Below are 17,815 nucleotides of genomic sequence, written 5' to 3'. Positions count from 1 at the left end.
TCCTATTGCACCGCAACAGACAGCCGGCCTCGTGCCGGCTGTCTGCATTTCCGGGCCCGGTCGTTGGCACGGCGGCGCAACCATGCGGTAATACGCGTCCGCTCCAAGTAGGGGCGGGTGCCCGGAGCGGCACTCAATGGACTTGCAAGGGGATACAGGAATGTTGAACTCGTATGGTCGCCCGGCGGCACTGGCCGTGGGCATGCTCGCCGCGCTCGCCCTGGCGGCGCCGGCACACGCGCAACGGCAGAGCGCACAGGATCGTCGCCAGGAACAGATGGCGCAGATCCCGACGTGCGCCAAGCCGCTGGGATCGATCTCGGTGATCGAGCCAGAGGACGCGGTGAGCTGGTGGACCGGATACCAGCTGCCGGCGCCGTCCAAGCTGATCAAGGTCTTCGTCAACAAGTCGCGCTGCTTCACCCTGGTCGATCGCGGTGCCGGCATGGCCGCGGCCTAGGCCGAGCGCGCGCTGGCGTCCGAAGGCGACCTGCGCCGCGGCTCCAACATCGGCAAGGGCCAGATCAAGGCGGCCGACTATGTGCTGGTTCCCGACCTGATCGGTGCCAACAGCAATGCCGGCGGCAATGCCATCGGCGGCCTGATCGGTGGCTTGGTCGGTGGTCGTGCCGGCGCGGTGGTGGGCGGCCTCAACTTCAAGCGCAAGACCGCTGACGTGGTGCTGACCGTGACCGACGTGCGCTCCTCCGAGCAGGTGGCCATGGCCGAGGGCTCGGCCAAGAAGACCGACATCGGCTTCGGCGCCAGCGGCGGCCTGTTCGGCGGGGGTGGCCTGGGGGCAGCCGGCGTGGGCGGCTACGCCAACACCGAGATCGGCCAGGTCATCACCCTGGCCTACCTGCAGGCCTACACCAACCTGATCACCGAGCTGGGCGGAATGCCCGAAAACGCCTCCGCCGCCAACGTCAGCCAGGCCCTGCGCGTGACCAAGACCGCGCGCCTGCTGGCCAACGCCAAGGGCACCGGTACGGCCGTGCGTTCGCTTGATCCGGGGATGCTGCTGTATCCCACCGGCAACAAGGACGGGATGATGTGGGAAGTCGAGGACGAACTGGGCAACAAGGGCTGGGTCAACTCGACCAACACCGAGCTGGCCAGGTAATCCCGGTCTTCTATGCTGTTGCGCGCGGGCGGCCTCAGGGTCGCCCGCGTCGTTTCCGTCGGATCAGAGCAGGCGGCTGATGGTGAAACTGCCAAACACGGGCGACTGGCGCTGTCCCTCGAACTCGCGGCTGCGGTGATAGCGGGCGAGGGCGAACTTCCAGCGCCCGTGCATCAACGCCATGCCGTAGCCGAGCTCGCCCACCAGCGGGCGCTTGTCCACGCGATGGCTGTCGCGGAAGGTGTTGCCGTCCAGGGTGATGTCACGCAGCACCCAGCGACCGTCACTGGTGGCGAACACATGCCAGCCCCAGTCCGAAGGCCGGCCATGCGACGGCGCGGTGTTCTCGCCGGCCGGGCGCAGCGGTGTGCTGCCGAAATCATCGGGCAGGTGCCAGCCCCAGCGCACTTCCATGCCGGCGTTGGCATGGGTGGTGCGGTTGCCCAGCGCGCCGCCCCAGTGCGAGATCGCGTCCCAGCCCCAGCCAGCGGCGTTGCCGTCGGCATCACCCCAGCGGCGCATGCGCTCGTGCACCACGCCGACCACGGGTTCGTTGCGGAGCTGGTTGTCCCAGCCGCGGAAATCCTGGCTGCCGGTGAACTTGTGCACCGCGTGCTGCACCTGCCGGCCCAGCGCAGCCGGGCCGACCACGCCCAGCTGCAGCTGGGTGGTGCGCAGGCGGGTGTCGCTGCGGGCGTTGTAACCGAAGCTGGCCACCAGCACCGCCGCGTAGGGGCGGTCATCCGGAATGAGGTCGGTGCGGGTGTAGTCGGTCGGCGTGTACAGGCCCTGGCCGAGGGAGAACACCATGTTCTGCTGGTCGGACAGACCGGGCTGGAACCGGTCCAGGTAACGGTTCACCCAGCGCGCCAGGCGCGGCAGGCAGGGGTCGTCGGTGTAGTCGGCCAGGTTGGGCGAGACCAGGGTCAGCACCGCGCCATTGGTGTAACCCTGGTCCTGCTGCTCGCCGCCGAACAGGTCGTTGTCGACACGGAAGTTGACCCCCGGCGGGGTCTGCTGCAATCGGCTGTCGGTGCACTGCGCCCAAGCCGCGCCGGGCAGGGACAGGGCCAGCGCGCCAAGGGCGGCCAGTGCGGCATGCAGCGGAGAACGCATTGGCATCGGGGCTTCCGTGCTTGGGGGAGGGGCGGCGCCGCGCAGCATATCCGCTGGGGACGCCGGGCAGTCGCCGCGCCTGTGCACCGCAGCGTTGCCGGCGGCGTGCGGGTGCGCTTGCGCCCATGCAGGATCCTTGCCCGCGGGTGAAAGCCCTGTCGCAGAGCGCCGGGCGCACTTGGGTTTGCCCCGGCCCGGCCCGATAATGGGGCGATGGAAATCAAGTCCGACAACCCCGATCACGGCTTCCAGTTCCCCGGTGTGTTCGAGCTCAGTGCCATGGGCACGGCCGGCATCGGACTGGAAACCGAACTGCCCCGGCTGCTGGAAACCGCCGGCGTGCAGGTGCGGCACGAGCACATCACCTGGAAGCACTCCAGCAACGGCAAGTACGTGTCGGTCCGCATCGCGTTCCACGCCGAGAGCCGCGCGCAGTACGACGCCGCGCACGTGGTGCTGCGTGACCACCCGGAAGTGAAGTGGACGCTGTGACCGCCACGGCCGCGCAGGCCGTGGTCCGCGACCTGGGCCGCCAGCCCTACGAGCCGGTGTGGCGGGCGATGCAGCGGTTCACCGATGCCCGCAATGACGCCACCACCGACGAGCTGTGGGTGGTCGAGCACGATCCGGTGTTCACCCTCGGCCAGGCCGGAAAGGAAGAGCACGTGCTGGCGCCGGGCGACATCCCGGTGCTGCACGTGGACCGGGGCGGCCAGGTGACCTACCACGGCCCCGGCCAGATCGTGGTCTATCCGCTGCTGGAGCTGCGCCGGCTCGGCATCGGCGTGCGTGATTACGTGTGCAGGATCGAGCAGGCGATCATCGACACCCTGGACGAATGGAACATTGGCGCTCAACGGCTCGAAGGCGCGCCGGGCGTGTACGTGGGTGGCGCCAAGATCGCCGCGCTGGGCATCCGCGTGCGCCGCGGCTGCAGCTTCCACGGCCTGGCCTTCAACGTGGCCATGGACCTGGAGCCGTTCCACCGCATCAACCCCTGCGGCTACCAGGGCCTGCAGGTGACCTCGGTGCTAGACTTGGGCGGTCCCTCGGGGCTGGACGCCGTCAAGCCGGTGCTGCTGGCCCACCTCGCCAGCCAGTTCGGGCTGGAACTGCGGGCCGACGCCGGCCTGCCCGATCTCACTCCCGCGGCGTGATGCCGTCGAGCACACCATGACCGAATCCACCACCCGTGCCATTCCCCTGCAGGTCGTGCAGGGCGATTCCCCGACCGCCACCGCGCCGCTGCAGGCGGGCGTGAAGCAGCTGGGCGGGGACAAGATCAACCGCTCGCCGGTCCAGTTCGCCGACGCGCCGGTGCTGCGCAAGCCCTCGTGGATCCGCGTGCGCATCCCGTCCGGCAACGCCGTGGCCAACCTCAAGGCCAAGCTGCGCGAGAACCGCCTGGTGACCGTGTGCGAGGAGGCCAGCTGCCCGAACATCCACGAATGCTTCGGCCACGGCACTGCCACCTTCATGATCCTGGGCGAGGTCTGCACCCGCCGTTGCTCGTTCTGCGACGTGGCCCACGGCCGGCCCAAGCCGCCGGATGCCAACGAACCGGCCTCGCTGGCGCAGACCGTGGCCGACATGGGCCTGAAGTACGTCGTGGTCACCAGCGTCGACCGCGATGACCTGCGCGACGGCGGCGCCCAGCATTTCGTCGACTGCATCGCGGCGATCCGCGACAGGTCGCCCGGCACCCGCATCGAGATCCTGACCCCGGACTTCCGCGGCAAGGGCCGCATGGAGCGCGCGCTGGAGATCCTGGCGCAGAACCCGCCGGACGTGTTCAACCACAACATCGAGACCGTGCCGGACCTGTACCGCAACGTACGTCCGGGCGCGGACTACCAGTGGTCGCTGACGCTGCTGAAGAACTTCAAGGCCCAGCACCCGGCCATCGCCACCAAGTCCGGGATCATGCTCGGCCTGGGCGAGACCATGGAACAGGTGCAGGCGACCCTGCGCGACCTGCGCGCGCACGACGTGGACATGGTCACCATCGGCCAGTACCTGCAGCCGACCGCACACCACCACCCGGTGCTGCGCTACTGGACGCCGGAGGAATACAAGGAACTGGAGGAGTACGGCAACGCGCTGGGCTTCAGCCATGTCGCTTCCGGGCCGATGGTACGTTCGTCCTACCACGCAGACCGCCAGGCGGCAGGCGCCGGCGTCGCCGGCTGAGCCCACGGTACCGGGCGGCGGCGTACGGCCGCCCGGCGTGCCGCATCGATTCACAATTCACTACGGGCTGGCCGCTAGGCTGGGTATCCGGATGACAAGTGCCGCAACTTTCGGCACTGTCCGGATGTCACAGTTCCACGCAGTCTCACCCTTCCGGCCAGGTGCCCAGAGTACGCAATGAACTACAGAGTCCCCGCCTTCCTGCTGGCTTTCGCGCTGTCGGCGCCGGTCGCGCTGCTGGCGCGCGCCGATACCCCCTTGCTGCCTTCGGCAGCGACGGCGGACCAGGCGACGACGGCCAAGCTGGTGTACGGGTTGCTCTCCGACAGCCGCTACGCCTACCGGCCGCGCGCGCTGGACGCGGAGACCTCGCAGGACGTGTTCAAGCGCTACCTGGAGTCGCTGGACGGTGGCAAGCAGTTCTTCACCCAGGCCGACATCACCCGCTTCGAGCCGTTCAAGGCCGGCATCGCCGGCGCGATCCGCGGCGGGGAGCTGGATCCGGCGTTCGAGATCTTCGCCGTCTACCGCCAGCGCGTGGAGCAACGCATCGGTTATGCGCGCCAGTTGCTGAAGCAGGAACCAGATTTCTCCCGCGATGAAACTTTCGCCTACGACCGCAAGGACGTCGCCTGGGCGGCCAGCGATGCCGAGCTCAACGAGCTGTGGCGCAAGTCGGTCAAGAACGACTGGCTGCGGCTGAAGCTGGCCGGCAAGCCTGCCGCCGAGATCCGCAAGACCCTGGACAAGCGCTACGCCACGCTGCTCAAGTCGGTAGGCGAGCTCAAGGGCGAGGACGTGTTCTCGTTCTTCCTCAACTCCTATACCAGCGCGGTCGATCCGCACACCGACTACTTCACCCCGCGCACCGCCGAGAACTTCAACCAGGCCATGTCGCTGTCGCTGGAAGGCATTGGCGCGCAACTGCAGCGCCAGGACGACATGGTCGTGATCCGCGAGATCATCGCCGGTGGCCCGGCCGCGCTGGACGGCACGCTCAAGCCGGGTGACCGCATCGTCGGCGTCGGCCAGGGCAAGTCCGGTCCGGTCGAGGACGTGATCGGCTGGCGCATCGACGACGTCGTGGCCAAGATCCGCGGCAAGAAGGACACCCAGGTGCGGCTGGAATTCATCCCGGCCGAGGAAGGCGTGGACGGCAAGCACCACCACGTCACCCTGACCCGGCAGAAGGTGCGCCTGGCCGAGCAGGCCGCCAAGGGCGAGACCATGACCCTGCCCGGCGCCGCCGGCGAGCCCGAGCGCCGCATCGGCATCATCAAGCTGCCGACCTTCTACCAGGATTTCGAGGGCCGTCGCCGCAACGCCACCGACTACGCCTCGGCCACGCGTGACGTGGCCAAGCTGCTGGCCGGCTTCAAGGCCGACAAGCTCGACGGCGTGGTGCTGGACCTGCGCAACAACGGCGGCGGCTCGCTGGACGAGGCGATCGAACTGACCGGCCTGTTCATCGAGCAGGGCCCGGTTGTGCAGGTCCGCGAATCCGGCGGCCGCGTCACCGTCAACAGCGACCGCAACCAGGATGTCGCCTGGGATGGTCCGTTGGCGGTGCTCATCAACCGCGGTTCGGCCTCGGCGTCGGAAATCTTTGCCGGCGCCATCCAGGACTACGGCCGTGGCCTGGTGATTGGCGAGACCACCTTCGGCAAGGGCACGGTGCAGAACATCGTCGACCTGGACCGCTGGCCGGCCAGCGAGAAGCAGCGATTTGGCCAGGTCAAGCTGACCATCGCCCAGTTCTTCCGCGTCAGCGGCAGCAGCACCCAGCACAAGGGCGTGGTGCCGGACCTGGCGTTCCCGGCCAGCGTGGACGCCAGCGAGTTCGGCGAGAGCACCTACGACAACGCGCTGCCGTGGACCCGCATCGCCGCGGTTCCTCATACCCGCTACGGCAACTTCGCGCCGCTGCTGCCCAAGCTGGAAACCCGCCACAGGAGCCGCGTTGCCGAGGACGTGGAGTTCAAGTGGTGGAACGAGGATGTGCAGCAGTTCCGCGCCGAGGCGGCCAAGAAGGCGGTATCGCTCAACGAGGCGGAACGCCGCGCCGAGCGCGAGCGCCAGGAAAAGCAGCGCAAGGAACGGCAGGAAATCCGCAAGCAGCTGGGCCTGGCCCTGGACCCGCTGGCCGAGGACAGCGATGACGGCCTGACCGGCAACGAGCGCGACATCGTCAAGGATGCCGCCCGTGAGAAGGCTGCCGAGAAGCGCCCGGACCCGCTGCTGCGTGAGTCGGCCGCGATCCTGGCCGATGCGGTGAACCTGCTCGAGGCTGACCGCCCGCTGTCGGCGCAGGTACTGCCGCAGTCCACCGGCGTCGGCCGCTGGGCCGACTGAAGGCTTCTGCCAACGCAACCCGCGAAGGGCCGGCATCTGCCGGCCCTTCGCATTTAGACCCGGCCCTTACAACGGCGGCGCTATGGTCAGGCGGTTTCCCCTGCCGGGCCCTGCCATGAACAAGTCCGTCCCACTGTGGGCCATGCTGGCCGTCGTCGCGAGCGGCTGCGGCGGCCGCGCCGCCGACAGCACGCTGCTGCGCGAATCCTTCGATGCCGGCGACACTTACTCGCGGTTGGTGGCCGCCAGTCCGGGACAGGCCTGCGAGGCCGCACGCCGCACCCTGCTGGGCGAGGGTTATGCCATCACCCGCGCCGATGCGGCGATGGTGGAAGGCAGCAAGAACTTCCAGCCGCGCGACGAGCAGCACGAGCAACTGGTGCTGCGCGTTTCCTGTGCGGCGCAGGGCAGTGGTGCGCTGGTATTCGCCAGCGCGGTGCAGGACCGCTATGCCCTGAAGAAGAGCCCGACCTCGGCCAGTGTCGGCGTTGGCGCGCTGGGTTCGGTATCGCTGCCCTTCGGCAGCAGCGAGGATTCGCTCGTGCGCATTGCCAGCAGCACGGTCACCGAGACCCCGTTCTACCAGCGCTTCTTCGGTCGCCTGCAGTACTACCTGCGCGGCCCGTCCACGGATGACGCGATGGGCGGGCAGGAACCGATGGAGCAGGAGTGAGCCGGCGTCATGTCGTAGCGATGGTTGCAGTGCTGACGTTGCTGCCCGGCCTGGCCAGTGCCGGCTGCGAGCGGCAACTGCTGCAGATCCTGGGCTGGCGCTTCGAGCCCGCCGAGGTGGCCGCGCCGCAGGTGGTCGGGGGCGAGGTCTGCCGACGCGCAGACCTTGCCGATGCGCATGCTGCGGGTGACCTGCGCGTGCTGGTCCCCTCCACGCTGGCCGATGCCGATGAGACGGCCCTTGTGCAGGAACTGCTGCAGCACCCCGCAACGCGCTGTGCCTACATGTTCGAACTGGGCCAGGCCACGCGTCGCGCGGCGCAGGCGCTGGAGGGCAATGACGGCTACCGTTTCTCGGCGCTGCAGCTGGGCTGGATCGGCTTTGGCGTGGGCGGCGCGCAGCGCAAGGGCTGGCAGCGCTTCCGCAGCTTCGGCCGCGGCTACCAGCCGGCGGGCAGCAACAGCCAGGCGCTGGAAGCGTTCTACAGTGGCCGCGTGCGATCCGAATGCGGCGTCGGCCGCCAGATCGCGCAGCTGGCCACCCAGCGCGAGCTCTACGGCGATGTCGCGTTCGACGCGGAGTTCGCGCCCGGCGAGCTGTCCATCGGTACCTTCCTGACCCTGCACCGTACCGACAGCATCCTGCTGGGCAGCAGTGCCGGCGAGTTCTTCGCCGATGGCAAGGCGCGGCGCACCGCGCGGATGGGGCGGCAGGCCTTCATCGGCGTGCCGGGTTTCATCGAGCATGTGTTCGACCGCAGCCATCTGGACGACATCCACAACCAGGCCGAGAACTTCGTGGTCACCGAGGTCAGCGAAGCTGCCGCGCAGGCGCTGGAGCGGCACGGGGGCTTCGAGCACTACGACCGGCTCAACCACCGCATCTGGGAACTTTCACGCAGGCTGGCTGGGCCAGGGCCGCGGCGCTTCGAACGGCTGCTGGTCGAGCGCGAGCCCTGGGCCCGCAAGGGACTGTCGCCAGAGCAGCGCGAGGTGCTGGTCGAGGTCGAGACCCTGCTGGATGAGCCGGTTTACCGCGAGTTCCTGGTCTACGTGCATCCGCTCGGCACCAGGCCGTTGGGTTACCACGTCGTGCGGCTGCTGGACCGCAACCCGCGCACCCCGTACTCGTTCAACCTGGCGCTGCACAACCTGCACACCACGCTCTACCAGCGCTGGCTTCAACGCCGGCTGCGCGACTGCGCGGCGACGGGCGAGGTTACGGCGAAACACATCCTTTCCAAGGCAGGAGGCAGGACATGGAACTGGCAATGATCGGACTCGGGCGGATGGGGGCCAACATGGCCCGCCGCCTGCAACTGGGTGGCCACCGCGTGCAGGGGTTCGACCCCGGGGAGGCGGCCCGGGCCGAGGCGACCGGCCATGGCATCACCGCCCATGCCAGCCTGGATGCGCTCCTGCAGGTCATGCCGGCGCCGCGGGTGGTGTGGTTGATGATCCCGTCTGCCGTGGTCGATGGCATGCTCGACCAGCTCCTGCTGCGGCTGGCGCCGGGAGACACCGTCGTCGACGGCGGGAATTCCTGGTACCGCGACACCCAGGCCCGCGGCGAGCGGCTGGCCGGGCAGGGGATCCGTTACGTGGATTGCGGCACCAGCGGCGGCATCTGGGGACTGAGCGAGGGCTACAGCCTGATGGTGGGCGGTGACGAGGCGGTGGTGACGCCACTGCATCCGCTGTTTTCCACCCTGGCACCGGCGCCGGACCGCGGCTGGGCCCATGTTGGCCCGCTGGGGGCAGGGCACTACTGCAAGATGATCCACAACGGCATCGAGTACGGAATGATGCAGGCCTATGCCGAAGGCTTCGCCCTGCTCGAGCGGAAGCAAGAATTCAACCTGGACCTGGCCCAGATCGGCGAGGTCTGGCGCCATGGCAGCGTGGTGCGTTCCTGGCTGCTGGATATCGGTACCGAGGCCTTGAAGCACAACCCGACCCTGCAGGGCATTGCGCCCTACGTGCCGGACTCGGGCGAGGGCCGCTGGACGGTGCGCGAAGCCATCGACCTGGATGTGTCCACGCCGGTACTCACTCTTTCCTTACTGGAGCGCCTGCGCTCGCGCGAAGCAAATTCCTTTGCCGATCGGCTGCTGGCGGAGATGCGCAACGGCTTCGGGGGCCACGCCGTGCACCGGACCGACGTGCCATGAGCGGTGTTCTTCATGCGCTGCAGAAGCCACTGAATGTTTCACGGCCCGCTGATCCTGTGCCCACGTCTCTTGAATGGTGGGCCGGACAAGATGACGCCACACCCAACGCAGGAGACAACATGAACAAGCGCTCTTCGACCCTTTTCGCTTCCACCCTGGCCCTGTCGCTGATGGCCGCTACCGGCAGCGTGATGGCCGACGACCAGCCGACCCGTACCGACAACACCCGTACGGAGTCGCAGGAGCCGGTGAGCGACACCTGGATCACCACCAAGGTCAAGGCTGACCTGCTGACCACCAAGAACGTCCCGGGCACCGAGGTCAAGGTCGAAACCGTCAATGGCGTGGTGACCCTGAGCGGCACCGTTGACTCCAAGGCCGAGCATGACCGCGCGATCAGCGTTGCCAAGGGCATCAAGGGCGTCAAGGACGTCGATGCCTCGGGCCTGACCGTGGCCAAGGACACCAAGGCCACGCGCTGATCAACGCAGCAATCCCCACACGAAGGCGCGCCCATGGCGCGCCTTTTTTCGTCGGCCGGTAGATCGTCTTCACGCGGCGCCCACATCATGATCTCCATCCTCGCCGGTTTACCGGTCGTGGCGGGGCACTATGCTGTGCCCCACGGCCTGTCGCAGGAATGAAGGGGAAAGCATGCAGAAGACCTTGATCGATGACGGCTGGGACCGTTGGCGCCTGCGCGCGCTGGGCCTGGCCGCCATCCTGATCCTGGTGGTGCCGTCGCTGACATTGCGCAAGCTGTCCAGTGAAGTGGACGACGCGGAGGGCTGGGTGACCCACACGCAGGCGGTGGGAACCGCCGTGTACCGATTGCAGGCCAACGTGCGCGATGCCGAGTCGGCCGCATACAACCTGTCCAAGGGCATCGATACCCCGGAAGTACGCGACCGCTACGCCCGCGCGGAGCAGATCAAACCGGTGCTGCGTGAGCTCGAGCAGCTGCTGCAGGACAATCCGCGCCAGCTGGTACGGGTAGGCCGGATCGAGTCGGTGCTGGAGCGGCGTACGGCCTTGCTGCACGGCATAGCCACCACCAGCGATCCGGTAGCCCAGCGCACGCTGCTGGAGGAGATGGCGGTCCGCTACCCGATCCGCGAGCTGATCGAGGAGCTGCAGGCCGAGGAACAGCACCTGCTGAAGGAGCGCAGCGCGATCGCCGAGCGCCAGCAACGCCTGGCCAACATGGTGTCGTGGACGGCACTGGCGCTGCAGCTGGCGCTGCTGGTCCTGATCCTGTGGCTTCTGAAGCGGCAGATGGAGCACCGCCTGGTCGCCGAGCGCGCCTCGCTCAGCTCCAGTGCCCGTGCCAACGCCATCCTGCAGACCGTGCGCGAGCCGATCGTGCTGCTGGACCGGGACCAGCGCATCCTGTTGTACAACCCGGCCTTTGCCGAGCTGTACGGCATCGAGGAAGACCTGCTGCAACACCCGTTGCAGGAGGTGGGCGAGGGCATCTGGAACGACCCGGCGATGCGCCAGCGCCTGGCCGACGTGCTGCTGCGTGGCCGCGAGCTTTGGGACTACGAGCTCGCACAGGAGGGTGGCGATGGCCGCGTCCGCAACATGCTGGTCAACGCACGGCGCATGGCGCTGCCCGACAGCGACGACGAGGTCGTGCTGATGACCGTCAGCGACGTGACCGTGCAGCGCGCCGTGATGTCGCGCGTGGAGGAACTGAACAGCCAGCTGGAGGGCAAGGTGGAGCAGCTGTCCGAGGTCAACCGCGAGCTGGAGGCCTTCTCGTACTCGGTGTCGCACGACCTGCGCGCGCCGCTGCGCCACGTCGGCGGCTTTGCCGACAAGCTGGCTGCCTACCTGGGCGACAGCGCCGACGACAAGGCCCGCCATTACTTGGACATCATCGGCAGCTCCGCCAGGCGCATGGCGACCTTGATCGACGACCTGCTGGTGTACTCGCGCCTTGGCCGCGGTGCCATGCGCATGCAGGCCGTGGACATGCAGTCGATGGTAGCCGACACCCGCGCCGTGCTCGACGCCAACCTGGCCACCGAGGCCGAGAACGGCGGGCCCAAGCGTCGTGTGGAGTGGCACATCGCGCCTCTGCCCATGCTGGTGGCCGACGAGAACATGATGCGCCAGGTGTGGTTGAACCTGCTCGGCAACGCCATCAAGTACAGCGCCGCGCGCGACCCGGCAGTGGTCGAGATCGGTTATTCACGGGAGCCGGACGGCAGCCACCACTTCACCGTGCGCGACAACGGTGCCGGCTTCGACATGGCCTACGCCGGCAAGCTGTTCGGCGTGTTCCAGCGCCTGCACAAGGCCAGCGAATACCCCGGCACCGGCATCGGCCTGGCCAGCGTGCGCCGCGTGCTGGTGCGCCACGGTGGCCGCATCTGGGCCGAGGCCGAGGTTGACCGCGGTGCTACCTTTCATTTCATACTTCCTCCCGCGCTTGACGCACTCAATACAGGGCAACCTGCATGAATCCACTCCGTACGATCCTGATTGCAGAAGACAGCCCGGCCGACGCCGAAATGGCGATCGATGCGCTGCGCGATGCGCGGCTGGCCAACCCCATCGTCCACGTCGAGGACGGTGTGGAGGCGATGGACTACCTGTTGCGCCGTGGCGCCTTCGCCAACCGCGAGGAAGGCCTGCCGGCGGTGCTTTTGCTGGACATCAAGATGCCGCGCATGGACGGCCTCGAGGTGCTGCAGCGCATCCGTGGCGATGAGGAACTCAAGCGCCTGCCGGTGGTGATCCTGTCCTCATCGCGCGAGGAAAGCGACCTGGCCCGCAGCTGGGATCTTGGCGTCAACGCCTACGTGGTCAAGCCGGTGGACGTGGACCAGTTCTTCGGGGCGGTACGCACGCTGGGTACGTTCTGGGCGGTGATCAACCAGGCCCCGGACCGCGAGTAATGGCGCATGCCACGACAAGGTGCCCCGCTCGGCCTGGTGAACGTCCTGCTGGTAGAGGATTCGCCGGAAGACGCCGAGCTGATGTGCGATCAGATGGTGGAGGCTGGCCTTGAGGCCAGCTTCCGGCGCGTGGACAGCGATGCTGACCTGCGCGCGGCACTGCAGGAATCACCGCCGGACATCGTCCTGTCCGACCTGAGCATGCCCGGGTTCTCCGGCTACGAGGCCCTGCGCATCGTGCAGGAGATGGTGCCGGGCACGCCCTTCATCTTCGTCTCCGGGACGATGGGCGAGGAAACCGCGGTCGAGGCGCTGCACCAGGGCGCCAACGACTACATCATCAAGCACCAGCCGGCGCGTCTGCCGTCGGCGGTTGCCCGCGCGATCCGTGAGGGCCGGGTCGAGCGCGAGCGTCGCCAGGTCGAGAACGAGCTGATGCGTGCGCAGCGGCTGGAAAGCCTGGCCCTGCTCGCCGCCGGCCTGAGCCATGACCTGCGCAACATCCTGCAACCGCTGCTGATCGTGCCCGAGCTGATCAAGAGCCGCAGCGACGACCCGCAGATGGCACGGCTGGCCGACGTCATCACCGAATGCGGCCGCCGCGGTCACGAGATGGCCGAGTCGATGCTGTCCTTCGTGCGCGGCTCCAACCGCCCTGCCGAGAAGATCGAGATCCGCCGCCTGTTCCAGGCGCTGGAGATGCTGCTCAAGAGCAACATGCCGACCAACGTGCGGCTGGAAATCGAGCTGTCCGATGAAAGCCTGGCGGTGGAGGCCAACTACACCGAGCTGCAGCAGGCGCTGCTGAACCTGGCGCTCAACGCGATCCAGGCCATGCCCGACGGCGGCCGGCTGCTGCTGGCGGCCTCGCAGGCCGAAGGCGTCGACGGCAGCCGTGTGCTGTGCATCCGCATCGCCGACGAAGGCGTGGGCATGGATCCGGCCACGCTGTCGCGGCTGTTCAGCCCGTTCTTCACCACCAAGCCCGGCGGTACCGGGCTGGGTCTGGTGTCGTGCAAGCGCATCATCGAAAGCTGCAGCGGCAGCATCCACGTGGACAGCCGCCCCGGCGAGGGCACCCGCTTCGACCTGGTCCTGCCAATGCATGGCAAGGGCAAGGGCAAGGAGGCCGAGCCGGCCCCGTCGGTGCCGCTGGGCAAGGGGCAGTCGCTGCTGGTGGTCGACAGCGAGGCCACGCGCCTGTCGCTGCTGGGCAACGCACTGTCCAGCCAGGGGTACGAGCTGCACCTGGCCGTCGACGGCGCCCAGGCGCTGCGCTACGTGCAGGACGGGCACATGCCCGACCTGCTGATCGTGGACAGCGGCATCCCGCTGATGTCCGCCTCGCAACTGCTCGAGGAAATGGTCGCCAGCGGTTACCGCGGCCCGGCGGTGGTGCTGGAGGACGCCGCGGCACCGCTCAATGGCGCCCGCTTCCCGCGCGAGACCAAGGTCCACGTGCTGCGCAAGCCGCTGGAAATGCAGCGCGCCTTCCAGATGGTGGCCGAGGCGCTGGCGCGCGGCTGATGGCAAGGCAGCGCGGCGGTCAGTCGCCGCGCTGCCCTTGCTCCTCCCACGGGAACCGCGGCAGGCTGGCCACGGCCTGTTCCAGCCGGATCGCCCAGTCGCGGTGGATGTCCCGGTACAGCGGGGTGTCGGCATCCAGGCGCATCTGACGGCCCACGCGCAGCTCGCCATCGCGGATCAGTGCCAGGTCCAGCGGCAGCCCCACCGACAGGTTGGAGCGGATGGTCGAATCCAGCGACAGCACCGCGGTGCGCGCGGCGTCTTCCAGCCGCGTGCGCGGGGTGAGGATGCGGTCCAGGATCGGCTTGCCGTACTTGGATTCGCCGATCTGCAGGAAGGGCGTTTCGGGCGAGGCGGCAATCGCGTTGCCCAGCGGATAGATCATGTACAGCCCGGGCCGCTCGCCGGCGATCTGGCCGCCGAAGATCAGCGAGGCCTGGGTATTGATGCCGGCATCGGTATTGCCTTCGGTGGCCTTGACCTGGCTGTCCACCAGCAGTTGCCCAACGTAGGCGGCTGCCTCGAACAGGTGGCGGAAGCTGCGCAGGCTGGGACCAGCGTGGTCCGGATCGTCGGCATCACGGCGCAGGCGCGAGATCAGCAGCTGGGTGGTGGCCAGGTTGCCGGAGGTCATCACCACGAAGGCGGCCTGGCCCGGGTACTCGAACACGTGCAGCTTGCGGTGGACCCGGATGTCGTCCAGCGCGGCGTTGGTCCGGGTGTCGGCGGCGAACACCAGGCCCTCCGCCACTTCGATGCCTACGCAATAGGTCATGTCGGTGCCATATGATGTGCGCCCTTGATTCTATGCGGCTGCCCCGGGGCGGTGTGTAAAGGCCATGACAACCGTGCTCCTCAGCCTGGGCAGCAATCTGGAGCCACTGCATTACCTGAAGGCGGCGGTGGCGGTGCTGCGCGAGCGCTTCGGCGCGCTGCGGGTGTCACCGGCCTACCGCACGGCGGCAGTCGGATTTGACGGTCCGGACTTCCTCAATGCCGCGGTGCAGCTGCAGACCACGCTGCCGCTGCAGGAGCTCGATGCCTGGCTGCATGCGGTGGAGGACGCGCACGGACGTGACCGCAGTGGACCGCGCCATGGCGACCGCACCCTGGACATCGATGTCGTGTACTACGGCGATGCGGTGGTCGAGGGCCCGGGCCACCTGCGCATCCCGCGCCCGGAGCTCAAGCACGCCTTCGTGCTCAAGCCGCTGGCCGACATCGCGCCTGGCTTCGTCGATCCGGTGACCGGGCGCGACCTCGCCACGATGTGGCAGGCCCATCCGCAGTACCACGACCACTTCGACGCCGTCGCGCTGGAAGACTGACGCGGGCCGCTTCTGCTGCCGCGTGATCAGGACAGCGTGCGGCCGCCGTCCACGCGCAGGGTGTGGCCGGTGACGAAGCGGGCATCGGCCAGCAGCCAGCGCACCGCTTCGGCGATTTCCTCCACGGTGCCGATGCGCCCCAGCGGCGTGCGTTCGAGCAACTGCTGGCGGGCGTAATCGTCCTTGCCCTGTTCCGGCCACAGGATCGCGCCCGGGGCGATGGCGTTGACCCGCACCAGCGGTGCCAGTTCCAGTGCCAGCGAGCGGGTGAGCATTTCCAGCGCGGCCTTGGCGGCGCTGTAGGCCACGTGCTGGCGCAGCGGCTGGCTGCCGTGCAGGTCGGTGATGTTGACGATCGCGCCGCGGTGCAGGCGCAGCTGCGTGGTCGCGGCCTGGGCCAGCAGGAACGGCGCGCGCGCATTGACCGCGAACAGGTCGTCCCACTGTTCGGCGGTGGCCTTGCCCAGCGGGGTTGGATAGAAATTGGAGGCGTTGTTGACCAGCGCATCGAGCCGACCGAACTGCGTCACGCACTGCTCGACCATGTCGGCCAGCGCATCGGCATCGCGCAGGTCCGCTTCCAGCGCCAGCACGCTGCCCGGGCGCGCGGCTTCCAGCTCGAACGCCAGCGCCTGCAGTTCATTGGCCGAGGTATGCGCATGCACCGCAACGCGGTAGCCGTGGGCATGCAGGTGGCGGGCAATGGCCGCGCCGATGCGGCGTGCGCTGCCGGTTACCAGGGCCACGGGTGAGGTATCGGTCATCTGCGGTTTCCTTGCTCGGCTATGCTGTGCATTGTCCACATATCGCACCGTGCCATGCATTCCGACCTGCCCACGCCCGACACAGAAGCGCTTGCCCACAGCGACCAGCTGGCCGCGCACCTGCGTGCGGAAATCCAGGCCAGCGGCGGTGCGATCCCGTTCTCGCGGTTCATGGAGCTGGTGCTGTACGCGCCGGGCTGGGGTTACTACAGCGCCGGTGCCAGCAAGTTTGGTGGCGCTGGCGACTTCGTCACCGCGCCGGAAATGGGCGGGCTGTTTGCCGCCACCATGGCCAGGGCGATTGCGCCGGTGCTGCGCGAGCTGGGTCCGCAGTCGCGCTTCCTCGAGCTGGGTGGCGGCAGCGGCGCGTTTGCCGAGGTGCTGCTCAGACAGCTGCATGCACTCGATGCGCTGCCCGGTCGCTACGCCATCCTCGAACCCAGCGCCGACCTGCGCGAGCGCCAGTACCAGCGGCTGGTCAAGCTCGATCCGGAACAGGCCTCGCGGGTGGAGTGGCTGGACCGCCCGTTCGAGGATGAGTGGGATGGCGTGCTGTTCGCCAACGAGGTGGTCGATGCGCTGCCGACGCCACGCTTCATGGCGCGCGACGGCCGAATTTACGAGGAAACCGTGCAGCTGGATGGCAATGGCAGCTTCGTGCGTGGCGAGCAGCCGGCCGATGCGCTGCTGCTCGGCGCGGTGCGCCACATCGAACGTTACCTGGAGAAGCCGTTCGCCAGCGGTTACCGCTCCGAGGTGCTGCCGCAGTTGCCCTACTGGATCCAGGCCGTGGTCGGTGGCCTGCAGCGCGGCACAATGCTGTTCGTCGACTACGGCTACGCGCGCAGCGAGTTCTACCAGGACGACCGCGACGACGGCACCCTGCGCGCGTTCTACCGCCACCACGTGCACAACGATCCCTACCTGTGGCCAGGCCTGCAGGACCTGACCGCGTCGGTGGACTTCACCGCGCTGGCCGAGGCCGGCACCGGTGCCGGTTTCGACCTGGCCGGGTACTGCACCCAGGCCAGCTTCCTGCTGGGCAATGGACTGACCGACGTGCTGGAACAGGCCGAGGCCACGGCCGACGAAGTAGGCCGGGTCGCACTGCGCGAGCAGGCCAAGCGCCTGACCCTGCCGACCGAGATGGGCGAGCGCTTCCAGGTGATGGGCTTCATGCGCGACGTGGACTTGGAGCCGGCGTTCGCGCTTGGCGACCTGACCTGGCGACTGTGAGCGGGGCCATCGCGCTCAGGCACCGGCGCTTCTGGCTGGGACTGTGGTGGTGCGCGGTGCTGGCGGTGATCGCCGCGTGTCTGCTCCCGCCGCCGTCGTTGGACCTGCCGCAGAACAGCGACAAGCTCGAGCATTTCCTGGCCTACTTCATCCTCGCCGGCAGTGGCGTCCAGCTGTGGCAGGGATGGCGTGCACTGGTCGTGCTGGGCATCGGCCTGATCGCGCTCGGCTTGGGCATCGAGTTTGCCCAGGGCGCGCTGACCGCCGCGCGCGTGGCTGATCCGCTGGATGCCGTGGCCAACACCATCGGCGTGCTTGCCGGCCTCAGCCTGGCCGCGACCCCGCTGGGCCGGTTGCTGCAGCGCTGGCAGGCGCCACGCTGACACTTCGCGCTTGCCGCATCGGGAAACGCCTGCGCACGCAGGCGAAG

At 68.2% G+C, this 17,815-nt stretch carries 17 protein-coding genes and 1 pseudogene; 15 read left to right on the top strand and 3 right to left on the bottom strand.

Annotated features, from left to right (window positions below; translation table 11 throughout):
• Positions 1-202: 202 nt before the first annotated feature.
• A pseudogene (locus LG380_RS10015) lies at positions 203-1,123 on the top strand (CsgG/HfaB family protein).
• A 63-nt stretch (positions 1,124-1,186) separates the two neighbouring features.
• Here the strand turns inward: LG380_RS10015 and LG380_RS10010 are convergent.
• The gene (locus tag LG380_RS10010) at positions 1,187-2,239 is read right to left on the bottom strand and encodes a lipid A deacylase LpxR family protein (RefSeq protein ID WP_225766565.1); all 1,053 of its coding nucleotides are present in this window, start codon (positions 2,237-2,239) and stop codon (positions 1,187-1,189) included.
• Positions 2,240-2,452: 213 nt separating this feature from the next.
• On the opposite strand from LG380_RS10010, the gene LG380_RS10005 reads away from it, so the two are divergent.
• From LG380_RS10005 to LG380_RS09955, 11 genes are all read left to right on the top strand, one after another.
• Positions 2,453-2,731, top strand: coding sequence for a DUF493 family protein (locus LG380_RS10005; protein ID WP_225764920.1), 279 nt, complete (start codon positions 2,453-2,455; stop codon positions 2,729-2,731).
• Complete coding sequence (gene lipB / locus LG380_RS10000; protein WP_225764919.1) at positions 2,719-3,396, top strand: lipoyl(octanoyl) transferase LipB; 678 nt, start codon at positions 2,719-2,721, stop codon at positions 3,394-3,396. Before LG380_RS10005 ends, lipB begins: the two co-directional genes overlap by 13 nt.
• Positions 3,397-3,412: 16 nt before the next feature.
• Positions 3,413-4,429: a lipoyl synthase gene (lipA, locus tag LG380_RS09995; RefSeq protein ID WP_225764917.1), complete on the top strand. Its 1,017-nt coding sequence runs from the start codon at positions 3,413-3,415 to the stop codon at positions 4,427-4,429.
• A gap of 177 nt (positions 4,430-4,606) precedes the next feature.
• Positions 4,607-6,781, top strand: coding sequence for a carboxy terminal-processing peptidase (locus tag LG380_RS09990; protein ID WP_225764914.1), 2,175 nt, complete (start codon positions 4,607-4,609; stop codon positions 6,779-6,781).
• Between the two features lie 115 nt (positions 6,782-6,896).
• Positions 6,897-7,454: a DUF2242 domain-containing protein gene (locus tag LG380_RS09985; RefSeq protein WP_225764912.1), complete on the top strand. Its 558-nt coding sequence runs from the start codon at positions 6,897-6,899 to the stop codon at positions 7,452-7,454.
• Between the two features lie 20 nt (positions 7,455-7,474).
• A complete protein-coding gene (locus LG380_RS09980) occupies positions 7,475-8,728 on the top strand; it encodes a hypothetical protein (RefSeq protein WP_225766564.1) in 1,254 nt (417 codons plus the stop codon).
• Positions 8,713-9,624, top strand: a complete 912-nt coding sequence (gnd, locus tag LG380_RS09975) for a phosphogluconate dehydrogenase (NAD(+)-dependent, decarboxylating) (protein ID WP_225764911.1) — start codon at positions 8,713-8,715, stop codon at positions 9,622-9,624. Before LG380_RS09980 ends, gnd begins: the two co-directional genes overlap by 16 nt.
• A 119-nt stretch (positions 9,625-9,743) precedes the next feature.
• Positions 9,744-10,106, top strand: coding sequence for a BON domain-containing protein (locus LG380_RS09970; protein ID WP_225764910.1), 363 nt, complete (start codon positions 9,744-9,746; stop codon positions 10,104-10,106).
• A gap of 172 nt (positions 10,107-10,278) precedes the next feature.
• Positions 10,279-12,093: an ATP-binding protein gene (locus LG380_RS09965; protein ID WP_225764909.1), complete on the top strand. Its 1,815-nt coding sequence runs from the start codon at positions 10,279-10,281 to the stop codon at positions 12,091-12,093.
• On the top strand, positions 12,090-12,530 hold the full coding sequence (locus LG380_RS09960; RefSeq protein WP_225764908.1) for a response regulator: 441 nt from the start codon (positions 12,090-12,092) through the stop codon (positions 12,528-12,530). Before LG380_RS09965 ends, LG380_RS09960 begins: the two co-directional genes overlap by 4 nt.
• Positions 12,531-12,536: 6 nt before the next feature.
• A complete protein-coding gene (locus LG380_RS09955) occupies positions 12,537-14,057 on the top strand; it encodes a response regulator (RefSeq protein WP_225764907.1) in 1,521 nt (506 codons plus the stop codon).
• 19 nt (positions 14,058-14,076) lie between these two features.
• Here the strand turns inward: LG380_RS09955 and LG380_RS09950 are convergent, their stop codons facing one another.
• Complete coding sequence (locus tag LG380_RS09950; protein WP_225764906.1) at positions 14,077-14,832, bottom strand: 20S proteasome subunit A/B; 756 nt, start codon at positions 14,830-14,832, stop codon at positions 14,077-14,079.
• Between the two features lie 64 nt (positions 14,833-14,896).
• Here LG380_RS09950 and folK point away from each other — a divergent pair, with 64 nt between their 5' ends.
• Positions 14,897-15,385, top strand: coding sequence for a 2-amino-4-hydroxy-6-hydroxymethyldihydropteridine diphosphokinase (gene folK, locus LG380_RS09945; RefSeq protein WP_225764905.1), 489 nt, complete (start codon positions 14,897-14,899; stop codon positions 15,383-15,385).
• Positions 15,386-15,411: 26 nt separating this feature from the next.
• On the opposite strand, the gene LG380_RS09940 is transcribed toward folK, so the two are convergent.
• Positions 15,412-16,149 (bottom strand): pteridine reductase, encoded by a 738-nt coding sequence (locus LG380_RS09940; protein WP_225764904.1) that lies wholly within the window; start codon positions 16,147-16,149, stop codon positions 15,412-15,414.
• A gap of 54 nt (positions 16,150-16,203) precedes the next feature.
• On the opposite strand from LG380_RS09940, the gene LG380_RS09935 reads away from it, so the two are divergent.
• Both LG380_RS09935 and LG380_RS09930 read left to right on the top strand, forming a co-directional pair.
• Positions 16,204-17,385, top strand: a complete 1,182-nt coding sequence (locus LG380_RS09935) for an SAM-dependent methyltransferase (RefSeq protein WP_225764903.1) — start codon at positions 16,204-16,206, stop codon at positions 17,383-17,385.
• Positions 17,373-17,768 (top strand): VanZ family protein, encoded by a 396-nt coding sequence (locus LG380_RS09930; RefSeq protein WP_225766562.1) that lies wholly within the window; start codon positions 17,373-17,375, stop codon positions 17,766-17,768. Before LG380_RS09935 ends, LG380_RS09930 begins: the two co-directional genes overlap by 13 nt.
• Positions 17,769-17,815: the final 47 nt, after the last annotated feature.

This window comes from Stenotrophomonas sp. Marseille-Q4652 (genome assembly GCF_916618915.1).
In the GTDB taxonomy this organism is placed as follows: domain Bacteria; phylum Pseudomonadota; class Gammaproteobacteria; order Xanthomonadales; family Xanthomonadaceae; genus Stenotrophomonas.
This window is presented reverse-complemented; position numbering and strand designations above follow the sequence as displayed.